Annotated in this window: 30 protein-coding genes and 1 tRNA gene; 1 reads left to right on the forward strand and 30 read right to left on the reverse strand. The window is 69.2% G+C overall.

The window, feature by feature from the left end:
• Nucleotides 1-2: 2 nt before the first annotated feature.
• The 12 genes from QQK22_RS17080 to QQK22_RS17135 all read right to left on the reverse strand — a co-directional run bounded on the left by QQK22_RS17080 (nt 3) and on the right by QQK22_RS17135 (nt 8,518).
• Nucleotides 3-146 (reverse strand): hypothetical protein, encoded by a 144-nt coding sequence (locus tag QQK22_RS17080; RefSeq protein WP_284252354.1) that lies wholly within the window; start codon nt 144-146, stop codon nt 3-5.
• Between the two features lie 59 nt (nt 147-205).
• Entirely contained in the window at nt 206-730 is a 525-nt protein-coding gene (locus QQK22_RS17085) for a DUF7426 family protein (protein WP_284252356.1), read from the reverse strand.
• Entirely contained in the window at nt 727-1,263 is a 537-nt protein-coding gene (locus tag QQK22_RS17090; protein ID WP_284252358.1) for a phage tail tube protein, read from the reverse strand. Before QQK22_RS17090 ends, QQK22_RS17085 begins: the two co-directional genes overlap by 4 nt.
• Nucleotides 1,260-1,682, reverse strand: coding sequence for a minor capsid protein (locus QQK22_RS17095; protein WP_284252359.1), 423 nt, complete (start codon nt 1,680-1,682; stop codon nt 1,260-1,262). The genes QQK22_RS17090 and QQK22_RS17095 overlap by 4 nt, the downstream gene beginning before the upstream one ends.
• Nucleotides 1,675-2,061 carry a hypothetical protein gene (locus QQK22_RS17100; protein ID WP_284252361.1) on the reverse strand — a complete coding sequence of 129 codons (387 nt, stop codon included), beginning with the start codon at nt 2,059-2,061 and terminating at the stop codon, nt 1,675-1,677. Before QQK22_RS17100 ends, QQK22_RS17095 begins: the two co-directional genes overlap by 8 nt.
• Complete coding sequence (locus QQK22_RS17105) at nt 2,028-2,402, reverse strand: hypothetical protein (RefSeq protein ID WP_284252363.1); 375 nt, start codon at nt 2,400-2,402, stop codon at nt 2,028-2,030. The genes QQK22_RS17100 and QQK22_RS17105 overlap by 34 nt, the downstream gene beginning before the upstream one ends.
• A 527-nt stretch (nt 2,403-2,929) precedes the next feature.
• Nucleotides 2,930-3,241 (reverse strand): hypothetical protein, encoded by a 312-nt coding sequence (locus QQK22_RS17110; protein ID WP_284252365.1) that lies wholly within the window; start codon nt 3,239-3,241, stop codon nt 2,930-2,932.
• Between the two features lie 15 nt (nt 3,242-3,256).
• Entirely contained in the window at nt 3,257-4,201 is a 945-nt protein-coding gene (locus tag QQK22_RS17115) for a major capsid protein (RefSeq protein WP_284252367.1), read from the reverse strand.
• 8 nt (nt 4,202-4,209) lie between these two features.
• Nucleotides 4,210-4,839, reverse strand: a complete 630-nt coding sequence (locus tag QQK22_RS17120) for a hypothetical protein (RefSeq protein ID WP_284252369.1) — start codon at nt 4,837-4,839, stop codon at nt 4,210-4,212.
• Nucleotides 4,840-4,943: 104 nt separating this feature from the next.
• Nucleotides 4,944-5,651 carry a VG15 protein gene (locus QQK22_RS17125; protein ID WP_284252371.1) on the reverse strand — a complete coding sequence of 236 codons (708 nt, stop codon included), beginning with the start codon at nt 5,649-5,651 and terminating at the stop codon, nt 4,944-4,946.
• Between the two features lie 3 nt (nt 5,652-5,654).
• A complete protein-coding gene (locus QQK22_RS17130) occupies nt 5,655-7,061 on the reverse strand; it encodes a phage portal protein (RefSeq protein WP_284252374.1) in 1,407 nt (468 codons plus the stop codon).
• Nucleotides 7,058-8,518: a terminase large subunit domain-containing protein gene (locus tag QQK22_RS17135; protein WP_284252376.1), complete on the reverse strand. Its 1,461-nt coding sequence runs from the start codon at nt 8,516-8,518 to the stop codon at nt 7,058-7,060. The genes QQK22_RS17130 and QQK22_RS17135 overlap by 4 nt, the downstream gene beginning before the upstream one ends.
• A 411-nt stretch (nt 8,519-8,929) precedes the next feature.
• Between QQK22_RS17135 and QQK22_RS17140 the strand changes: the two genes are divergently transcribed.
• Complete coding sequence (locus QQK22_RS17140) at nt 8,930-9,073, forward strand: hypothetical protein (RefSeq protein ID WP_284252378.1); 144 nt, start codon at nt 8,930-8,932, stop codon at nt 9,071-9,073.
• 370 nt (nt 9,074-9,443) lie between these two features.
• Here the strand turns inward: QQK22_RS17140 and QQK22_RS17145 are convergent.
• From QQK22_RS17145 to QQK22_RS17230, 18 genes are all read right to left on the reverse strand, one after another.
• Nucleotides 9,444-9,525: transfer RNA gene (locus tag QQK22_RS17145), tRNA-Leu, on the reverse strand.
• A gap of 343 nt (nt 9,526-9,868) precedes the next feature.
• Complete coding sequence (locus QQK22_RS17150) at nt 9,869-10,057, reverse strand: hypothetical protein (RefSeq protein ID WP_284252380.1); 189 nt, start codon at nt 10,055-10,057, stop codon at nt 9,869-9,871.
• Nucleotides 10,054-10,776: a hypothetical protein gene (locus tag QQK22_RS17155; RefSeq protein ID WP_284252382.1), complete on the reverse strand. Its 723-nt coding sequence runs from the start codon at nt 10,774-10,776 to the stop codon at nt 10,054-10,056. The genes QQK22_RS17150 and QQK22_RS17155 overlap by 4 nt, the downstream gene beginning before the upstream one ends.
• Before the next feature lie 68 nt (nt 10,777-10,844).
• Nucleotides 10,845-11,084, reverse strand: coding sequence for a hypothetical protein (locus QQK22_RS17160; RefSeq protein ID WP_284252384.1), 240 nt, complete (start codon nt 11,082-11,084; stop codon nt 10,845-10,847).
• A gap of 61 nt (nt 11,085-11,145) precedes the next feature.
• Nucleotides 11,146-12,480, reverse strand: a complete 1,335-nt coding sequence (locus QQK22_RS17165; RefSeq protein ID WP_284252386.1) for a replicative DNA helicase — start codon at nt 12,478-12,480, stop codon at nt 11,146-11,148.
• Nucleotides 12,477-13,403: a hypothetical protein gene (locus tag QQK22_RS17170; RefSeq protein ID WP_284252387.1), complete on the reverse strand. Its 927-nt coding sequence runs from the start codon at nt 13,401-13,403 to the stop codon at nt 12,477-12,479. Before QQK22_RS17170 ends, QQK22_RS17165 begins: the two co-directional genes overlap by 4 nt.
• Nucleotides 13,404-13,405: 2 nt before the next feature.
• Nucleotides 13,406-13,882, reverse strand: a complete 477-nt coding sequence (locus tag QQK22_RS17175) for a hypothetical protein (protein ID WP_284252389.1) — start codon at nt 13,880-13,882, stop codon at nt 13,406-13,408.
• On the reverse strand, nt 13,879-14,316 hold the full coding sequence (locus QQK22_RS17180; protein ID WP_284252391.1) for a hypothetical protein: 438 nt from the start codon (nt 14,314-14,316) through the stop codon (nt 13,879-13,881). Before QQK22_RS17180 ends, QQK22_RS17175 begins: the two co-directional genes overlap by 4 nt.
• Nucleotides 14,313-14,624 carry a hypothetical protein gene (locus QQK22_RS17185; RefSeq protein ID WP_284252393.1) on the reverse strand — a complete coding sequence of 104 codons (312 nt, stop codon included), beginning with the start codon at nt 14,622-14,624 and terminating at the stop codon, nt 14,313-14,315. The genes QQK22_RS17180 and QQK22_RS17185 overlap by 4 nt, the downstream gene beginning before the upstream one ends.
• Nucleotides 14,621-15,019 carry a hypothetical protein gene (locus QQK22_RS17190; RefSeq protein WP_284252395.1) on the reverse strand — a complete coding sequence of 133 codons (399 nt, stop codon included), beginning with the start codon at nt 15,017-15,019 and terminating at the stop codon, nt 14,621-14,623. Before QQK22_RS17190 ends, QQK22_RS17185 begins: the two co-directional genes overlap by 4 nt.
• A complete protein-coding gene (locus QQK22_RS17195; RefSeq protein WP_284252397.1) occupies nt 15,016-15,297 on the reverse strand; it encodes a hypothetical protein in 282 nt (93 codons plus the stop codon). The genes QQK22_RS17190 and QQK22_RS17195 overlap by 4 nt, the downstream gene beginning before the upstream one ends.
• A gap of 43 nt (nt 15,298-15,340) precedes the next feature.
• Nucleotides 15,341-15,892 (reverse strand): hypothetical protein, encoded by a 552-nt coding sequence (locus tag QQK22_RS17200; protein ID WP_284252399.1) that lies wholly within the window; start codon nt 15,890-15,892, stop codon nt 15,341-15,343.
• Nucleotides 15,889-16,230, reverse strand: coding sequence for a DUF6907 domain-containing protein (locus QQK22_RS17205; RefSeq protein WP_284252401.1), 342 nt, complete (start codon nt 16,228-16,230; stop codon nt 15,889-15,891). The genes QQK22_RS17200 and QQK22_RS17205 overlap by 4 nt, the downstream gene beginning before the upstream one ends.
• Nucleotides 16,227-16,691 carry a hypothetical protein gene (locus tag QQK22_RS17210; RefSeq protein ID WP_284252403.1) on the reverse strand — a complete coding sequence of 155 codons (465 nt, stop codon included), beginning with the start codon at nt 16,689-16,691 and terminating at the stop codon, nt 16,227-16,229. Before QQK22_RS17210 ends, QQK22_RS17205 begins: the two co-directional genes overlap by 4 nt.
• Nucleotides 16,688-16,888: a helix-turn-helix domain-containing protein gene (locus QQK22_RS17215; RefSeq protein ID WP_284252405.1), complete on the reverse strand. Its 201-nt coding sequence runs from the start codon at nt 16,886-16,888 to the stop codon at nt 16,688-16,690. The genes QQK22_RS17210 and QQK22_RS17215 overlap by 4 nt, the downstream gene beginning before the upstream one ends.
• Nucleotides 16,885-17,007 (reverse strand): hypothetical protein, encoded by a 123-nt coding sequence (locus QQK22_RS17220; protein ID WP_284252407.1) that lies wholly within the window; start codon nt 17,005-17,007, stop codon nt 16,885-16,887. Before QQK22_RS17220 ends, QQK22_RS17215 begins: the two co-directional genes overlap by 4 nt.
• Entirely contained in the window at nt 17,004-17,489 is a 486-nt protein-coding gene (locus QQK22_RS17225; RefSeq protein ID WP_284252409.1) for a hypothetical protein, read from the reverse strand. Before QQK22_RS17225 ends, QQK22_RS17220 begins: the two co-directional genes overlap by 4 nt.
• A 399-nt stretch (nt 17,490-17,888) precedes the next feature.
• A complete protein-coding gene (locus QQK22_RS17230; RefSeq protein ID WP_284252412.1) occupies nt 17,889-18,203 on the reverse strand; it encodes a helix-turn-helix domain-containing protein in 315 nt (104 codons plus the stop codon).
• Nucleotides 18,204-18,331 lie beyond the last annotated feature (128 nt).

Consider the following 18,331-nt stretch of genomic DNA (forward strand, 5'->3'; position numbering starts at 1 on the left):
GTCTACCTCCGCGTCAGGGCTCGCCGCAGGAGCGAGTCGGGGTGGGTGAACAGCGCGAAGATCGCGGTGCGGACCCCGAGCCACGGCCGCGTGAGCACGGCGGGGTCGTACAGGTCCAGGTGGTAGATCGCCAGGAGGTCAGCCACGACGAGCCGCCAGTGGGTGACGATCGCGACGAGTGAGTCGTCGACCGCCGGCGGCTGACCTACCGGCTGGGCTTCCCCTTGGGCTTCGCGCGGGATCGGCCGGTACTTGCGGTAGAGCGGGACGCCGTTGACGTCGTGGTCGTAGGGGTCGCCGATCCCGAGGTCGGCGAAGTCCTGCGCCGTCCACTCCGCGATCGGCTTGACGCTTTTCCCGGAGCATCGGCCGCCGCGGCGTCGCGCTCGGGACCCCAGATGATCTCGGCGGCGGCATCGGCGTACTCCCGGCCGCGCGCCCACACGAGCGTCGCGTACACGCCGACCCGGGACAGGGTGACGGGGTCAATCCCGGCCTCGACGATCTCGGTGTAGGTCTCGCCGAGCGCAGGGTGGCCGTCGTCGGGGAGGCCGTCGAGGATCTCCATGACCTCGGGCGGCGTGCGCTCCTCGCCGACCTCGAAGCGAACCGCCAGCGCCAGGACCAGGCGGGCCTGGGCCACCGAGGGCGGACGCACCACGAAGGTGCGTCCGCCCAGCAGCAGCTCGAGGTTCGGCCTGGCCCACGCGGCGAAGTCGACCGCGCTCACGAACCCTCGGTCGTGAGCGGGTTGACGATCTCGGTGTAGGCACCGACGCCCGTGAGCGTCCACGACAGACGCTCGGGCGCACCGTCGGAGCCGGTGTTCGCGCGCGAGTAGGACACGGTCGCGATGCCCTGGCCGGCGTCTTCCGGGTTGGGGACCGCGCCGCTGGCGGAGTCGGGCTGGTGGTACCAGCGCACCCCGATCTGAGCCTGCGAGCCCTTCGCCGACGGCTTCGTGCGCCGGATGAGGGCCTCGATCTCCGGGGCGTACTCGCCGGTCGTGCCCGAGCGGGCGATGATCGTCGCGAACGCGAGCGCCCAGCCCCACCCGGTCGTGGCGCTGTTGGGCGCGCCCTCGTCGTCATAGGTCTGCGCGTCGGTCGTCTGCGGCGTCGGGGTGAGCTGGAAGTCGCTCATGAGCGACACCGTCTCCCACACCGGTGCGAGCGCCGTGCCGGTGTTGACGTCGACGCCGTACTCGTAGGACTTGCCAAGCAGGAAGCCCTCGGGCAGGGCGTTGTCCTGTGCGCGGGTCATGGTGATACCTCCGGGGTGAGTTCGAGCAGCAGCTCGTAGTTGTCGGTCCGCTCCTCGCGGCCGTTGGCGTCGGCACCGATCGGTGCCATCGAGAGGCGGCGGATGCCGCTGATCCCCTCCCGGCGGGAGAGGCCCTGCAGGTGCCGAAACGCGACCGAGGCCAACTTGTCTGCGCTGTCGACGGCGTTTCTAGCGCCCCGGAACCGCAGTTGCGCGGATCGTGTAGCCAGCCCGGTCTGCAACTCGTCGACGGATGAATAGACGCGCACGGCAACACCGCGGTCGGGGCTGGCTTGCAGCGATCCGTACTGCACTCCGACTTCGACCGTCGTGTAGGCCGGGCCGGCAGGCCGCCACTCCCAGCCCGGGATCTCTGCCAGCAGACGACAAATAGCCTGGGTGAGCTGCGAGTCATCCACCGAGCGCCCCCTTGATATGCCTCGCGATGATCGCCGGCACCTCGTCGCGAGTCTCGGCTTCGGCCTTCTCGAGGAACTTCGCCTCACCGGTGTCGTGCTGGTAGTCGAGGTCCTCGTGCTGGCGGCGGAAGTAGGGATAGCCGCCCGTCGGCTCGTAGCCGACCTTGACCGCGAGGTCCGCCGTGTCGACGAACCCCGCGGCGCGCAGGTCTCCGGAGTCCACCGGTGCCCGGTCGTTGGACCGGGCCAGGATGGTCTCGCCCGCTTCCGTCATGCCCTCCTGCGCCGCCTTCTCGACGACGGAGAGGATCGGGATCAGGAACTTCAGGGCGGGCCGCCTTTCGGCTAGGACAGCGAAATGGTCTGGAAAGCGGGCCACCCGGGCGCATGGTGGCGGCTGACCGCGACCACTTGGGCGTCACGCTGACCGGGGGTGCCGGGCCAGACCGTCACGAGCGACCCAATCGGGATCTGCTCGTCGAAGTCGACCGTCACCGCGCCGGAGGAGATGACCTCGACGCCCGTCGCCGTCTTGACCACCTTCTGCTCGTCGCTGGCAAAGCCTCGAACGTCCCGCCTTGCGAGGTACTGCGATCCCATCCCGCCTCGAGAGAGGAGGTCTCGAACCCAGACGACGTGGGGCGTCATCCACGATTCGAGGCGTTGGACGTTGAGCTCGGGGTAGAGCGGCTGTCCAGAGGCGACGATGACGTCGAGCATCAGGGTCTCCCCGCCTGTTCACCGGTCGGGGGTAGAGACTGACGGAGTACGCGCGCTGACGTCGGGGGCGGAGGAGTCGTTTGTGCTCCCTCGTCAGAGTGAGCGTCCGCCCAGGGGCGTCGAACGTGAACGTCCGCGACTCGCTGAACGGCCCAAGAGACCGACTTGAGGTCTCGTTCGTGACGCCGGGGGTGCCGTCGTTCGCCAGGACGTTCAAGACCATCTCGCGACAGATCATCCGCCGGATCGCGAGATCGGCCTCGCTCCGGGTCGAGGTAGCAACGCCGGGACCTGTTGGAACGAGTCGCTCAGCGGGGCCGTAGGCGTCGATCCTCGCGGTTGCGTCCCGGAGGAGCGCCTGCGCCCGAGTCACCTGTGCAGCGTCTGACGAGAGCGCCGGCCAAACGTCGCGAAGGTCTTCGACGGTCGCGTAGGGAGTCGTCATCAGTGGCCTCCGGTTCCGCTCATGAGTGTGCTGCGGGCCTGCGAGACCCGACTCGCGGGGTGGCGAGTCGGGCCTCGAGAGGTCACTTCTCGGCAGTCGACGTCTCGCCCGTGTCGATGTCGTGCGTGACGGTCACGACCGTCCCGTCGGGGCGGACCGCGTCGTAGGTCTCGACGCGACTCTTCGACTTGTCGACACGCGGTCGCGTGACCTTCGGGCCGGGCTTGACCGCGTTGACGGTCCCGACCTTCATCGCCTCGTCGTTCGGCTGCGGAGTGACAGACACGGCCGTCTCGGTCGGGTCGGTCGTGTCGGCCGGGCCGTCACCGGGGGCCGTGTTCGACGGCTTGGTGACGTCCGCGTCCAGCGTGGTCTTGCTCGTGGTGGTAGCCATGAGGGTTCCCTTCGATCAGGAGGCGGTGATGCCACGGAGGCGAGCGGCGGCTCGGCCCCCGAACGTCGCGAGCCCGCAGTAGAACTCGATGCGGGTGCGGTAGGCCGGCTTCTCCTGCAGCTGGCCCAGGTCGTCGACCTGGACGCCGCCGTTGGTGAGGCCAGTGACGCCCTGGTCGGTCTCGTCCTCGCCGAAGCGGACGGCGTAGATCGAGGACGAGGCGGTCGAGGTGCCCTGCGTCTCGGTCAGCGGCAGGACAGCCGCACCCGCGGCGGTGAGGCCGGGGTCGAGGACGGGGATGCCGTTGTAGGTGAGGACGCGCTTGTTCGTGAGCGACTCGTTCACGAAGTCGGCACCGCCGAGACGGCGCAGGCTCGAGATGATGCGGGCCTGGACGGCGCGGTTGGCGTAGATCGCGCCGTTGCTGCCCTCGAGGCCGGGGACCGCTCCGATGAGCGCGTCGAGCGCGTCGAAGAAGTCGTGGCCGCCGGCGACCGGACCGAGGCCGTTGGTGGCGGCGTCGATGACCTGGGCACCGGTGAGGCGCTTCTTGAGTCCGTCGAAGCCCTTCGGGTCGACCGCGACGTCGCCGTTGAAGAACGCGTCCTGGAACTTGTAGGACGCGGCCTTGACCTTGAGACGGGTCTGGATCGCCCGCTGGTCGTTGAGGTCGCCACGGGTCTGGACGATGAAGCGGTCCACGTCGGCGTCGCCACCGAGGATGACGAGCGACTCGGTCGCCTGCACGACGGTGCCGGTCGACTCGGTGTACGCCTCGTTGACCGACCGGAACGCGACGCCGGGAAGCGTCGCCTCACGGTTGTAGGCGTAGGCGTTGCCCTCGATGTTCATGAGGGGCAGCCGGTCGAGGATGGACGACTCCTGGACGAACGTCTCGACGACGCCGCGCTGGAGCTGGGTCTCCGACAGCAGCGCTGCCTGAGCGAGAGTGACAGCCATGATGGCTCCTAACGGGAGGTGTCGGCGTAGGCAGCCCGCAGGGTGCCGAGGCCGGGGGAAGTGGTGGGGGTGATGCCCTCGCCTCCGTTCGCCCGCGAGAGTGCGGGGGAGCGGGGCGGCTCGGGCTTCGTCTTGATGAGCGGCTTGACGAGCTCGGCGTGCGCCTTGATCGTCTCCTCGGTGGTGCCCGACAGCACCTCGACGGGGACGCCGGTGTCCTTCGACACGGCGGCCTTCCACGTCGCGATCTGCCTCTCGCTGGCGAGGGAATCGCGCTCGGCCTTGAGGTCGTCGCGCTCCTTCTCCGCCGCGGCGAGACGGTCAGCGACCTTCTGCGCCTCGGTCTTGCCGGCCTCCTCGAACTCAGCCAGCCGTGCAGCTGCCGTGGAGTTCTCCTTGGCCCGCGCCTCCCACTTGCGCGCCTCCGCCTTCCAGTCCGTCTCTGCGGGGGCGGCGGGCTCGGCGGGAGCTGCGGGGTCACCGGGGGCGGCAGGGTCCGCTGGGGCCGCGGGGTCGGCCGGCGCAGCGCCGCCCTCGCCCTCGGCGAAGCGGATGCCGCGCAGGTCGTGCAGCGTGCGACCGATGACGGCCAGGCCGTCGCGGTCGGTGCGCGTCTGGGTGATCGTGGTGCGGCTCATCTGGTGGTTCCTCCCGTGCGGGATCGCCACGGCGGCCCATGCGGGCCGACGCGGTAGGCGGATCAGTGGTCCCCTGCCGTGCGGCAGGAAGCGTGTGGTTCGACCTACGTACGGTCGGCGGGGTCGTCCATCTGGGCGACGTAGCGGCGCACGCGCGCGTCGTGCGCGGCCCTCTGGGTAGGCGTCATGCCCGCGGTGCGCGCCGACGCTGAGTAGGCGCGGACGTCGACCTCGGGGGCGTCCTGGTCCCACGACGGGATCGCGGCGCAGCCGCAGAAGCCGTGCGCCGCGAAGTCGACCGTGCGCTCCCGGTACACCGCGCCCCGCGAGGCGAGCATCCGGCAGAACTTGCACGACCCAGCACGCGTCACGCGCTGCCAGCCAACTGCTCGGCGGTCGTCCTCGGACGACCGCACGACCGTCTCCCGAGCCGGCGCAAGCACCAGCTTCGAGACCTCCTTGAGCATCGACGGCAGCATGAGCTCAGGCGTCGGCGACCACAGGTGGCCAGCCGAGTAGCGCACGGCCGACTCGACGTCGTCCTCAAGCGCGAGGTCGGCAGGCCCGGCACGGTACGTGCCCGGCACCCGCTCCGCCTCCCGCGCCTCCTCGAACCAGTCCGCCGCTGCAGCAGCACCCGCCAGACCGTTCTGCGCGACGAGCAGCGCGACGAACTCGATCAGCAGATCGCGGGTCTGCTCCGGTCGGCGCAGGTCCATTGACCGAAAGAACTCGGTGATGTCCGCGTCCGTCAGCCGAACCAGGCCCTGCTGAGCGGCCCGCAGCTCCGCAACCAGAGGAGCGGGAACCACGGGCTACTCCGCCGCGCCTGGCGAGCCCGCGGCGACGGGGAGCAAACCTCGTCCCGCCGCCGCGAGCGCTCCGATACGGGCACCACCCTGAGCGCGACGCCGGTCGGCGAGCATCCGCTTCCGCGTAGCCCGGTCGTGACCGAACATCCGAAGCGCCTCCTCCGTCTCAGCCACCCACGGGATTGCCCCGATCTCCTTCGTCGCCGCGTCCGCCATCGCGGCACGAGTCGGCATGGACGCCGGACGCCACTTCGACTCCAGCTCGTCGAGTTCCTCCGGCGGATCGTCAAGACCGTCGCGGATCATCACGGCCTTCTGCAGCGTCTCTACCCATCCCGCTCCGAACGACACGTGCGCCCGCTCCGCGACCTTGTTCAGCGCGTCCCAGCGGACCTCCATCGCCTCGGCCGAGTCCGGGTTGTCCTGGACCACGCCGAGCACGCTCACCGGCACGTTCACCAGCGACGAGAAGATCGCCGCGTCGTGCCGGCTCATGTCCGTGTGCGGCTGCATCGACACCTGAGGGGCCGTGTAGACCGACGGGACCTGGCCCTCCTCGTCGCGACCGATCGCACTGATGCGCCCGATCAGCGCGTCCCACGTCGGGATCGGCTTGCCGTCCTCGTCCGTGAAGATGTCCTCGTCAGCGCCCAGCAGGTACCGCTGCGGGGCCGAGAAGAACTCGGCCGTGATCTCCGACCGGAGCAGCGTCCGCTGTGCCCGGTCGATCGCACGCATCACCGGGTGCGAGAGCCGTGAGCGACCGAACGGGTTGTCCAGATCGGGCCGAAACGGGAGCAGCGTGCCAGGGCACATCGGAACGCCGGCCGAGTGGACCACCGTGAGTCCGCCGCGGTCGCCCTCTGCGATCGTGTAGACCATCTCGTCGTCGGCGTAGATCATCTCCGTCACGCGACCCCACTTGGCACCGGTCACGGTCAGGATCTTCGTCAGCCGCCGCGAGTTCGGGTTCCACTCGCCCGTCGTCACGCGAGCCGACAGCGACCGCACGACCACGTCAGGCTCACCCGCATACCCCGCCAGCGCCATTGTGAACGCCGGCCCGTACTTCTGCGCCTCGAGGTGCGCCATCGTGGACTCGGCCAGCAGCTTGTTCTGCCGGATGATCCGCGACAGGTTCAGCGGCAGGACGTCCGAGTCCGGGATCTCGAAGCCCTCGAGGTTGATCCGGTCGTTCAGGTGAGTACACGCGCCCTCGCCCCACGACAGCGTCGTCTCGAACTCCACCATGTGCGGCGGAACCGCGATCCCGAAGTGCTTCGTCTTCTGCGCAGCCTCGAAATAGTTCTGCCGCGTCTTGTTGATCGAACGCTTCTCCGCGAGCTGCCCAAGCAGCAGCGAGACCGCCTCCTGCGCCTCGTCCGAGAGTCCCTCAATGGGCAGCCTCATCTGCGAATCACCGCCCTCTGCTTCTGTCCGGGCTTCCGCCTCGTCGTCTTCGCACCCCACACCGCGAGGCTGACTGCCTCGAGCGGGGTCTCGTCACCGTCAGGAATGGTGGCCTCCCAGCCCCACGCCCCCGACGTCCCCCGCCGCTTCATGTCACTCACCGCGACCGAGTCATCGAGCACGGCCTGGCCCTCGTGCGCCAGGTGCGTGAACGTCTCGTCCCTGATGGCGTCGTGCAGCATCGCGCAGGAGGCCGTGTAGTCGCCCGTCGACGCGATGCGCAGCACCTTCTCCGGCACGCCCCGCTCCCGCAGCGCCTGCTTCAGCGTCGCCGCACCAGCAGCGCCCGAGATCACGATCTGCGCCGTGTCCCGCCAGCAGCCGGCCAGCCAGTCAGCCAGCGCCGCGATTCCCGCCTCGAGCGGGCCGGTCATCGCGTCGATGAGCTCGCCGTGCACACCGCCGTCGTGCTTCCGAGCGCCAGCGAGTGAGACCCGGGTGCCGTCCATGCTGAACGCCACGCCGTACGAGATCGTCCCGACCGGCGCGGCCCCGACCTCACGGTCTCGCCACAGGTCAGCGCTGATGGCACGCGTCCCGCCACCGGTGGCGGACCAGATCCCCAGGCGGTCCTGAGCGAAGCGCTCTGGGGCGTAGGTCTCGCACTCACCGGTCACGACATCGACGTTCATGCGCGCGTTCCACGCCGGGTTCGCCGACCAGCACAGGTACTCCACCGCCGACGACCAGCGCCGTGCCGCGAGATCCGCCCGCGCAGCCGCGTACTCGGGCGACGTGACGTCCGCGCCCCACTCGCACCAGGCGGCAGACGACGACTTCCCCTCGATCGCCGCCGCACGGACCGACTCGAACACCGTCGAGTCGTCCTCGTCCTGTGGAGCCGTCCCAAGGAGCCACACCTGCGGGTTTGGCATCGCCGACATCGTCGAGTTGATTGACGTCCAGGCGCGCGACCCGAGGATCTGCGCCTCGTCGAGCATGAGGCAGTCGGACGAGAAGCCCTTGCCCCCAGCGCCTGAGCGAGCCTTGAACTGGATCGTCGCGCCGTTCGTGAACTTGATCGACTCGCGGTTTAGCGCGTTCATGACCGACTTCACGCGCTCGCGCAGCCACCCGTTCGCGTCGGCCTCGACGATCTCCATGAGCTTCGAGAACGCCTCACGCGCCGTGTCCTGCTGGTGCGCAGAGATGACGATTTTCTTCTCACCGAACAGCAGAGCGCCTGCGAGCGCCCTCGAGACGAGCAGCTGCGACTTGCCGTTCTGGCGAGGGACCGTCACACCGACGCGCTTGGCCGCCCATGTCGCGTCCCGACGCTCACCCATCGAGGCCCGCAGGATGGTCTCCTGCCAGCCGTCCAGGACGATGCCCGCCGTAGCCGACAGGTCAGCAACGTCCTCCCACGAGTTAGCCCTGGCCCCCTGTGGCTCGACCAAGACGCGCGGTCGCGCCTCCCCGAGCAGCGCGACGGGCTGCGAGCTCGTCAACCGGATCACCCGCCTTGCCCTCATCGGCCGACAAGGCGGCAAGGTCAGCGGACACAGCGCGGATTTGAGCAGCGAGAGGAGCCCGTGCAGGCCCCTTCGCCTCGTCTCGCAGCCCGCTCATGAGCAGGTCCAGCGTCTCCTCGAGCACGGCCTTGCGGTCCATCGGCAGGACCTCCGAGCTCTGTGTGTGAAAGGCGCTATCCCCCGGGGTCGCCGTCCCCTTGGGGGAGGGGGTGGGGGTGGGGGTGTGTCCGTGGTGGCGGATGGCCCCCACCCTGGGGACGCAATGATGGTTGGTCGAGGTGCGTTGCGAGTTGGGGTCCGCCCGGCCCCGCGCTGCTGGTTGCACCATCGTCTTCGGTGCAGCAGACGGGTGTTGTCTGCTGCGACCGGATCACCGCCTCGGCTGACGGGGATGATCTCGTCGACTTCGGGGTAGTGCGGGTCGTGTTGTGGTTTGACTGGAACGCGTTGCCGGATGTCTTCGACGAGACCGGCCCCTAGGTATTCGTGTGGCCAGGGGCAGTCGGGCCAGGGGCAGTAGCCGCCGGCCGCGAGTTTGCGGGCTCGGAGTTCGCGGCGTCGGTGACCGTTGGCGTAGCGCACGTTGCTCGGCATCGGGTCCTCGGGTGGGTCGACGGTGGGGCGCGCAGGACGCGCTGCTGCAGGGAGCGAAAGGACCCGGCGTGAAACTCCCCAAGCGGCCTTCACGGCGTTCGCCGATGCGTGGTGTGCCGGGACCGTGTTGACGCGCCCCACCGAAGTAGGTGGCACCCTGCGCTCGCCCGGGGGCGCGCGCTGCGGAGGGGTGCCGGCTCCGGCGACGTCGTCGTGTGCGCTGGGCTCCGGCAAGCCGCCCGACGTCGCGCTCGGGTGTCCCGCCCGGGAGTCGAACCCGGACGCCCGTGGGCACTGGTTCCTGAGACCAGCGCGTCTGCCAGTTTCGCCAGCGGGACAGGTTCGCCGTTCGGCGAGTGTCGTCCGGAGACGACGATGGGAGCCCTGCTGCCAGTTGAGGGCATAGGACTCCCGGGGATGAGCATACGACAGTTTCTGGCAGTTGTTGCTACGACTCGCGGCCAGAGTTGCTGCCGAGGCGTCCTCGCCGGCCTGTGATCTTGCCTCGGGTGCGCCATTCGTGTTCGGCTGCGGCGACGTCGTCGGTGTGGACGGCGACGCGTCCACGGTGTCGGTGGGAGCGGACGACGCCTCGTCGGGCCCAGGTGCGGATGGTGTCGGGGAGGATGCGGAACTGGCGGGCGGCGTCAGCTATCGGGAGCCACTTGTCGCGGTCGTCGGTCACCGAAAAGCCTCGCGCTGCTCGCGTTGCTGCTGGAGCCACGCCTCCTCGCAACCGGAGCAGTAGGGGTACTCGGCCGCGATGGCGTTCGCCTCAACCTCGCTGGAGCAGTCGTCTCCGTACTTCGTGCCGCAGGCGAGGCAGAACGTGGACCAGGACGAGGCGCGAACCGTTGCGCGCTTGCTCATGCTGCCTCCGTGGGGGCGTTGTAGTGGATGAGGGTGACCTCGTCGTCGTTGAGGACGGCGGCGCAGTCGTCGTTGGTGCACTCGATGCGTGTCTCGTCGCCCTGGTAGCGGATGGGCTGGTGGACGAGGGTGAGGTGCTCGCACCGGGGGCACGGCTTGTTGACGGGACGTGCGGGTGCCGCGCTGTCGGGCTCGGGGTAGCGGTGTCGCAGGGTGGCGACGTGACCGACGATCTGCCCTCGGAAGTCAGCGGCGTGGTCGGTCATGGCGAGGTAGATCCAGTGGGTGTCGATCCACAGGTTGGCGCTGCCGGGGAAGGTGTCGGTGTTGGGGCCGGCCATGTTGCGCCGGTTGGGGTGCTCGGCTCGGATGACGCTGATCCAGGAGTCGATGACGGACTCGAGCTCGTCGGCGTCGAGCCAGGCGGGGTGCAGCACGGTGGAGTGCGAGGGGTCGGTGGTGGCGACGATGTCGTCGCTGAGGCGGGCAGAGGAGGGCGGCTTTGCTAGGTCGGCGACGTGGCGCAGCCAGGACACGACGCCGGGGACAGCCGCGAGCGCGTTGCGCGTCTTGTTGACGCAGGCGAAGCAGAGCCGCAGGTCGCGCTCGGCGGGGCGCGGGAGGCATCCGCGGCACTCGCGGATCTCGTCTCTGCCGTCGCAGTCGGAGTAGTGCTGGCCGTAGATGGTGCAGCCGTAGTCGCACGTGGTCGTGGTCATGTGTGTCTCCGGGGATGACGAAGCCCCCGCCGACCGGGGTGGTCGACGGGGGCGTGCGGGGAACGGGGTCAGTCCTGGGCGTGCGTGGCCCAGTCGAGCTTCTTGCCCTCGGTGAGGCGGATCTCGAGGTGGCTCCCTCGGAAGGTGGTGCCGTGGGCCTGCAGGAGACGGTCGACGACGTCGCCGACGGTCTCGTCACGGCCGATGGCCGCGGCCGTGCGGGTGGTCTCGACGTCGGGCCGGCCGCTGATGTGGACGACGAGGGCGTTGATCTGCTGGACGGGCTCGGGGCTGGTCTGCTCGGTCACTGCGCTTCCCTTCTCGGTGGTTGACGCCCGGAGTCCCGGGTCGCCTGGTGGTGCTGGTGGGTCATCCCCACCCGTCGTTCGGCATGGCGTGGCGTTCGGCGAACTCGGCTGTCTCGCCGCGCTTGGTGAACTCGACTCGTCCGAGGACGCCCTGCCGGTTCTTCGCGATCCCCATGTCGACGTTACGGTCCGCGGGGTCCTCGGCGTGAAGGAGCATGACGACGTCAGCGTCCTGCTCCACAGATCCCGAGTCGCGCAGGTCGGAGAGTTGGGGGCGGCCGTCGGCGCGCTGGGTGGAGCCTCGGTTGAGCTGCGCGAGGACGATCACGGGGACCTGCATCTCCATGGCGAGCGTCTTGAGGTGGCGCGACCACTCCGTGACCATCTCGTACCGGGAGCGGCGATCGCCCGGGGTCGCCGACAGTAGGCCGAGGTAGTCGACGACGACGGCCGAGAGCTTGCCCAGGCGGGAGACGCTTCGGGCGTGCGAGCGGATCGAGTTGACCGTCGCGCCGGGGGAGTCGTTCACGGCGAGCCGGAGGGCTTTCATGGTGTCGGTGTTCTCGGCGATCCGTTCGCGATCGACCACCGTGAGTTCGGGGTTCCAGGGCGAGCGTCCCTTGAGCGCGCCGAGCTGCACCTGCGCGATGTAGGCCGTCGCTCGCTGCTGCAACTCCCTCCTGGTCATCTCGAGCGAGGTGAACGAGACGTACCCGTGACGGGTCAGCCAGAGGGCGACCTGCAGCCCGACGATCGTCTTGCCGATCGAGGGTCGGGCCGCGATGACGTACAGGCCACCGGGTGCCCATCCGCTAATGATCTTCGTGAGGCCCGGCCATGGCGTCGGGACTGTGCGGGTCTCGCGATCGAGCCCTGCGACGAACTCGTCGTAGTCGTCGCCGAGGAGCACGATGTCGGAGACGATGCTGCTGCGCGTCCCGTCGATGAGGCCCCGCGCCATCTCGACCAGTTCACCGACCTCGCCTTCGCCGCGAGCGAGCTGGGAGATCTTGACGGCCGCGGTGGAGAGGTGCCGGCGTGTGGCGTAGTCCGCCACGAGGCGGGAGTAGTAGGCCACAGACCCGTCGGCACCGAGGGCTACCTCCTCGCACTCGATGAGCAGCGGTGCGGTGATTAGTCCGCGGTGGATCTGGTCGACGCTCGCCAGGTTGGCGTTGATCGTCGCGAGGTCGGTCGGCTTGCCCTCTCCGGCGAGGCGCTGGATGAGCCCGTAGAGCTGCTCGTGTGCCGGGGTGTAGAAGTCGGCGGGGTTTAGCGTGAGGTCGTGGGCGACGCGACGCCCACGGGTCATGCACAGCCCCAGCAGCACCTTCTCCGCGTGCGGGTCGTGGATCACGGCCCGGTCGAGGGCGCTCGGGTCGAGCAGGTCGGTCACGGCTGTCCTCTCGTTGGTGCGGCGTCCCAGACGGAGCTGGTCGCCTTCTGGGTGGCGGTGGGCTTGGACTTGTTGAGCCAGGTGCGGAATGTGGCGTCCCAATCGCGCATCCGCCGGTCGTTGGCTTCCGCGTGGTTACGGAATGCGACGACCTGCTCGTCGATATCGGTGCGCTTTTCGAGCGCGAGCTTGTAGTGCGCCGCGTTCGGGGCCCAGGACTTCGGCAGCGGCCTCTCCGGCTTCCTCCTCGACGGCGTCTCGTCGTCGTGCTCCTCACCGTCCGACTCGGTCCGGATGCCATCGGGACGAACGCTCGGAGACGGAGTTGGAGTAGGAGAGGGAGTAGGAGTAGGTGCCACCGAAACGAGACCCAAAGGTGAAGTTGCGCTAGGCCCAAACGGGACCGAAACGGGACCGAAGCCAGTACCGAAAGGGTCCTCGGGGAGAGTGCGCGACCGAGGGTCGATGACGGGTCGCTCGAGCACCTCCGCCACTGCCGGGTTGTTCCACCCGGCGAGGTGCGGTTCTCGCGTCCGGATCTTGTTCGCCTCATGAACGAGCACGCCGCGGATCGTGGCGGAATCGACGGCGGCGTATGCCTTCGTGAAGGAGACGGCCATTCTGGGCTGACGCATGAGGCCGTCGAACCGTGCCCAGGACCGCACGAGGCATTCCTCCGTGTCCTCGTCGATGACGATGAACAGTCGAGCCTCGAGGCAGGCGGCAAGGGTCCGGACGGAGTCGGCGTCCAGCCCCGCCGCCGCCGCCGCGAGGCGTCCCGGCCGCCAGTCCACGACCCCGCAGTAGGACAGGCGGGGGTGGTCCCAGAGCGTCTTGTAGAGCCACTGGGCTGGGTAGGGGAGCGCGCGCCAGTCGTCGTCCGTGCTGGCGCTCACGTTCCAGCGGGCGAAATCACGGGGCATCCCTAGGACGCCTCCTCGAGGATGCTGCGGGGCGCGGTGACGCCGGCCTCGGCGAGTCCACGGATGAGGTCTCTGTCGACGTCGCGGCCGAGCTTCTCGAACAAGGCGGCGAGGATGAACTCGTTCCCGCCGATGCGGGTCTCCTCGGCGTGCCGGTGCATCATCACGGCCAGGGCCGCTAGCGCGAGGTCGTAAGCCGACTGCTCGTCTCCCACGCGGAAGGGCAACTCGTGCCCGTCCGGGAAGGTCGCGGTCGCGACGGAGCCCGTGACGGCGACCTCGGGGAGCTTGTCGTGGGCCACGATGATGTGCGTGTTCAGGTCGACCGTGATCGGGCAGGCCATGGCGGTTCCTTCCTGGGTGCTGGTCGGCGTCGGGATGGTCGAGGTGTCGATGTCCTCGCCGTTGTCGATGCGTCGGCGCTGCTCGACGAGCCACGCCTTGGCGGTCTGGCGGTAGTTCTCTCGCTCGCGACTCACGGGGCGTCCTCGTAGAGGTCGCCCGAGAGCACGTCGGTGACGATCCGCCGGATCATGTCGTCTCGCTGCGTGATGGTGCCGGGGTAGCGCGCGGGCAGGCCGTCCTTCACCTCGCGGATGACGTCGTCGTGGCGGAGGTCGCGATCCCCGGCCGCGACAGCGGCTCTAGCCACCTTCCCGGCGGCCTCCTCGGACCGTCGGATCAGGTCGCGTACGACGAACTCGCCCTCGGTCATCTCGACCGTCTTGGCGTAGTCGATGGTGGCCTCGTTAATGACGGCTTCGGCGTTCTCCTCGGGCGTCTGGCAGTCAGGGCACAGGACGCCGACTTCGCGGCCGAGGTCGTACTGGAGGTTCCACTCGCCGTGGCCCCGGTACCGACGACGGCAACGCATGCACTTCTCGACCTTGCGGTCACTGGGGTGGATCTTCATCGGGCCACGGCCTTCCAGTAGTGAGCGGCGTTCCCCATGGAGGAGCGACCGAGACGGTCCGCGACGCGTTCGACCTCGCCGGCGCGCTCGAGCTCGGAGCATCGGGAACGGATGGACTGCGGCGAGGCGGGCTTCCACCCGTGCTCGCGCTGGCGGCGCTGGTGGGCGGCGACGAGCTCCTCGTGGGTGAGGGCTCCGCCCTGGGTCAGGATCGCGAGCACCTGGCCGCGGTGGGTGGTGACGTCGACCTTGTCGCCCGCGAGGTGCGAGGTGGTCGGGTCGGAGTTGCGTGCGAGTGCGGTGTTCACTGCGGTGCCTCCTGCTCGAGCGCCGTGATCCCGGCGTAGGTCATGCGGATGATGGATTCGGCGGATGCCGTGTCGATGAGGAGGACGGGACCGATGCCTTCCCGCCTGCCTTGTGCGCCGGTTCGCCACCGCGAGTAGGTGCCGGTTCGCACGGCGACGCCCCTGTCCCGCAGGACCGTCATCGCGTGGTCGACCAGGGTCGAGGCGAGGAGGACGTTGATCCCGGTGAGGGCGCTCAGCACGTCCGCGAGGCGGCTCCGGTCGGTCATGCCGTCGCAGTCCTCGTCGAGGAGGGTGGTGCTGACGACGTAGGTGTCGGAGTAGGTGGAGAAGGGGGTCGTGTAGTCGTCGACGCACGCCGAGGGGAAGGTGAGGTCGGGGATCGTGGCGCTCATCGGACCCGCCCCCCGACGCTGCGGTGACCGAGGGAGGCGCGGCCGTCGGCGGAGAGCCACTCGTACTGCTTCCGCCAGGTCTTGCCGATGACGCCCCGATGGAGGCGCACACGCTTCTGGACGAACCCGGTGTAGTCCCACTGGTGGTCGGGGTCGTCCTGGGTGGTGCAGAAGTCCGGGCAGGCCGTCTCCGGCGGGGCGGGGAACGTCTCCTCCGTGAGGTCCATGCAGGTCAGGTAGAGCCAGTGTCCGAACTGCGCGGCGACGTTGACGGCCATCGATTCGGGAGCTTCGATCCGGACCTCGGTCGGCCCCTCGGCCTCAGTCCAGTCCTCCCGGAAGCGGACAGCCCACGCGCTGCCCGCGTTGCCGTCGTCGTCCGCCCACACCCGGGCCTTGGAGACGTGCACCCATCCCTCGCTCCCGTCGGACAGCACTACGCGGTGGCACGAGTCCGAGCACCAGTCGTAGTGCACGGTTCCGGTCGCGACGGCAGTCACTGAACGTCCCCCGTCCAGCGCCGACACCCTCTACGGCGTCGGCGGCAGCGACGATCTGAGCGGCGAAGGCTCGCGCCTCGGACGGAGTCATGTAGTCGTTGCCCTCGAAGCCGGCGTTCCCGCCCACGACGACGGAGACTGCCGGGACCCCGATGTTCAGCGGGAAGGCGAGAGTCGGGCCGTCGGCAGGCATCCGCCAGCGGTCGCCCACCGGGTCCTCGTCCGAGCCGAACTCGATAGGCGTCGCCACCCCGTAGTGCCCGATGGAGTCACCGTCGTCGTAGCAGAGGGTCGTGTCGCACCACGGCTTGTGGGGGCGGAGGCTGTCGAGGAACCTGTTGAACTGCTCCTCCGAGACGTCGGGGGCGGTCATCGACGCGCCTCCTCGATGAGGCGGGCGGCGGCGACGAGCTCGTCAGCCAAGGCGCGTGCGTCCTCCGCGGAGAGCCACAGTTCGATGTCACGATCCTCGGCCCAGATCTGGACGACCGGCCGGCCACGGTAGACGTGAGTGCGACGGGTGGCCGTGACCGCGAGGCGCTCGCGCCCGGAGAGCAGCTCGCTCGGGTAGCCCTCGAAGGTGTTCGCGGGCGCGAGGTTGATCCAGACGTCAGGGGACATGCACCACTGGTCGTCAACGTGGGCCTCGCCCGTGTGCCCCTGGCCATCACGGCACCAGGGCTGGCAGGCGACGGGGGCGATCTTGCTCATCGCGACACCTCCGCCGCGTGAGCGCGGACCGCGGCTACGGCGGCCAGGATCGCGCGAGCGAAACTCTCCGCCTCGGTCAAGGTGAGGGGAGCGTCGTCATCCTCCTGCTCGCTGAAAGTCAGGAGCGTGAGGTGGTCAGGCGAGGTCTCGATAGCGAGCCGATCGACGTGCGCGTCCTTGGTCCGGATCGACGACGGCAGTCCGTCCTTCTCGAGGTCCACGAAGAACATGGGCCCGACGACGCGTAGGCCCTGCTGCTTCCACTCGCCGTCCGAGTAGAACGAGGTAGGCGTCGGGATGACGTCGGCGGGGTTTGCTGGCACTATGGCCATTGCGGTTCCTTCTCTCAGGTCGGCACTGCTGTTGTTCGTCGAGTCGTTGGCGCGACTCGTGATGACGCCCCCAGCCCGGTCGTTGGCGCGATCGGTCAAGCTGGGGGCGTTCGTCTTGCCCGGGGTCATCGGGACCACTCGGGGCGGGCGTCGAGGAACCGGTCGAGCTCGGCCTTGGTGAACCGCTTCCCGAACCCGGTGTCGATGGGGATGAGGTCGCCCTTCTCCTGCAGGCCCTCGACGGTGCGCGAGGAGCAGTCGAGGTAAAGCGCGGCGGTCTGCACGGTCATCGCTCCGGGCCAGCCGTCGATGCGCGTGACGCTCATGCGAGCCACACCGCGACGACGAAGCCGAGGAGCGCACCGAGGGCGGCGAGGGCGGCCCAGCCAGCGGCGTTGGCGAGGCGGTGCGCTCGGGGCGTCCACCGGATCGCGGGGGCGCTCACTTCTCGGCCTCGAGAGCGGCGAGCTCGTCGCGGAGCTTGGCGGCGCGGGCGTCGCGCTTCGCCTTGTCGCGGCGCTCGCGGCGGGTCTCGTCCGTCTCCCACACGACCTCGGTCGTCAGGACCTCGGCGACCGCGCCGTAGGACTCGAGCAGCCGTGCCAGACGAACCGCTGAGGAGCGCGACTTGAACAGGTGGCCGGTCTTGGGCCAGAAGAACTTGTCGTCGCCGAAGCGCTCGATCCACGCCGCTCGCTCCTCCGGGTCGGCGAGCCAGCCCTCGGGCTTCCAGGTGTGGTCGTAGTGCGCGAGAAGGTCGAGGCCGTCGGGCTGGTCGACCGCGTCGATCACGGCCTCGGCCGTCCAGATCTCCCAGTCCTGCAGGGAGTCGCGGGTGCGCCAGATCAGGGACGACGGCGGCAGCTCGGTCATCGCGACCGTGTAGGCCTTCTCGGCGAGAAGGGTGTGTCCGTACTCACGGGACATCGGTGGTTCCTTTCTGGGACGCGAAAGCCCCGACCGCCAGGTGGCGTCGGGGCTCAGGAAGACGGGGTCTAGCGGTGGTCGGCGTTGTGGACGGCTCGGCGGGCGACTGCGTCGGCGTGCCCGGATGGTTCGCGCCCACGGAAGGGGGTGTCGCTGATCGCGGCCGGCAGGAGCTTGTACAGGTCAGCCCGGACGGCGTCATCGCCGCGGCGGTTCCAGATCGAACGCCCGTAGCGGGCGCAGCGCGAGGGGTCCAGTCCGGCAGCGCGTTGGCGAGGATCGTGATGACCTCGTTGACGCTGTCGGCTTGCATGACCGCGGCCACGCAGACGTGTGCGACGTCGTCCGGCTGAGACTTCCAGAACCGGTCCTGCTGGGGGATGGGCGTAGGGGCGGCTGTCACTGCGGCTCGCCGTCCCCTCTGACCCTGGGGGAGTAGTCCGTGGTGAGGGAGTCCTCCGGGAGCCCGTATGCACGCTCAAGCGCTCGCAGCATCAGGTCAGATGCGCCGCGCGCTCCTGACTCGATCGCCGAGAGCGAGCCGCGGCTGACGACCATCTCCGGGAAGTGCTCGGTGATCCGGAGGCTGACCTGCTCGAGCGTCAGGTCGAGAGCAGACCGCAGTGCGCGGAGGGAGAGGTGGGGTGGCGTTCGGTCCTGCCGGGCGGACCTCGCCGGGGTGAAGGTGCTCGACTGAGCAAGCATTGCTGGCATGGCTTCACCGTACAGCAAACATCGCGTGATGCAACGATCCGAACGGGCAAACGTTGGTAGTTGGCCAAAGGCGGGGGCCAGAGCGGGACGGCATAACGGCGATGTTCGCCGAGCCTCACCAATGTTTG

Source organism: Litorihabitans aurantiacus, from assembly GCF_030161595.1.
GTDB classification, from domain to species: Bacteria; Actinomycetota; Actinomycetes; order Actinomycetales; family Beutenbergiaceae; genus Litorihabitans; species Litorihabitans aurantiacus.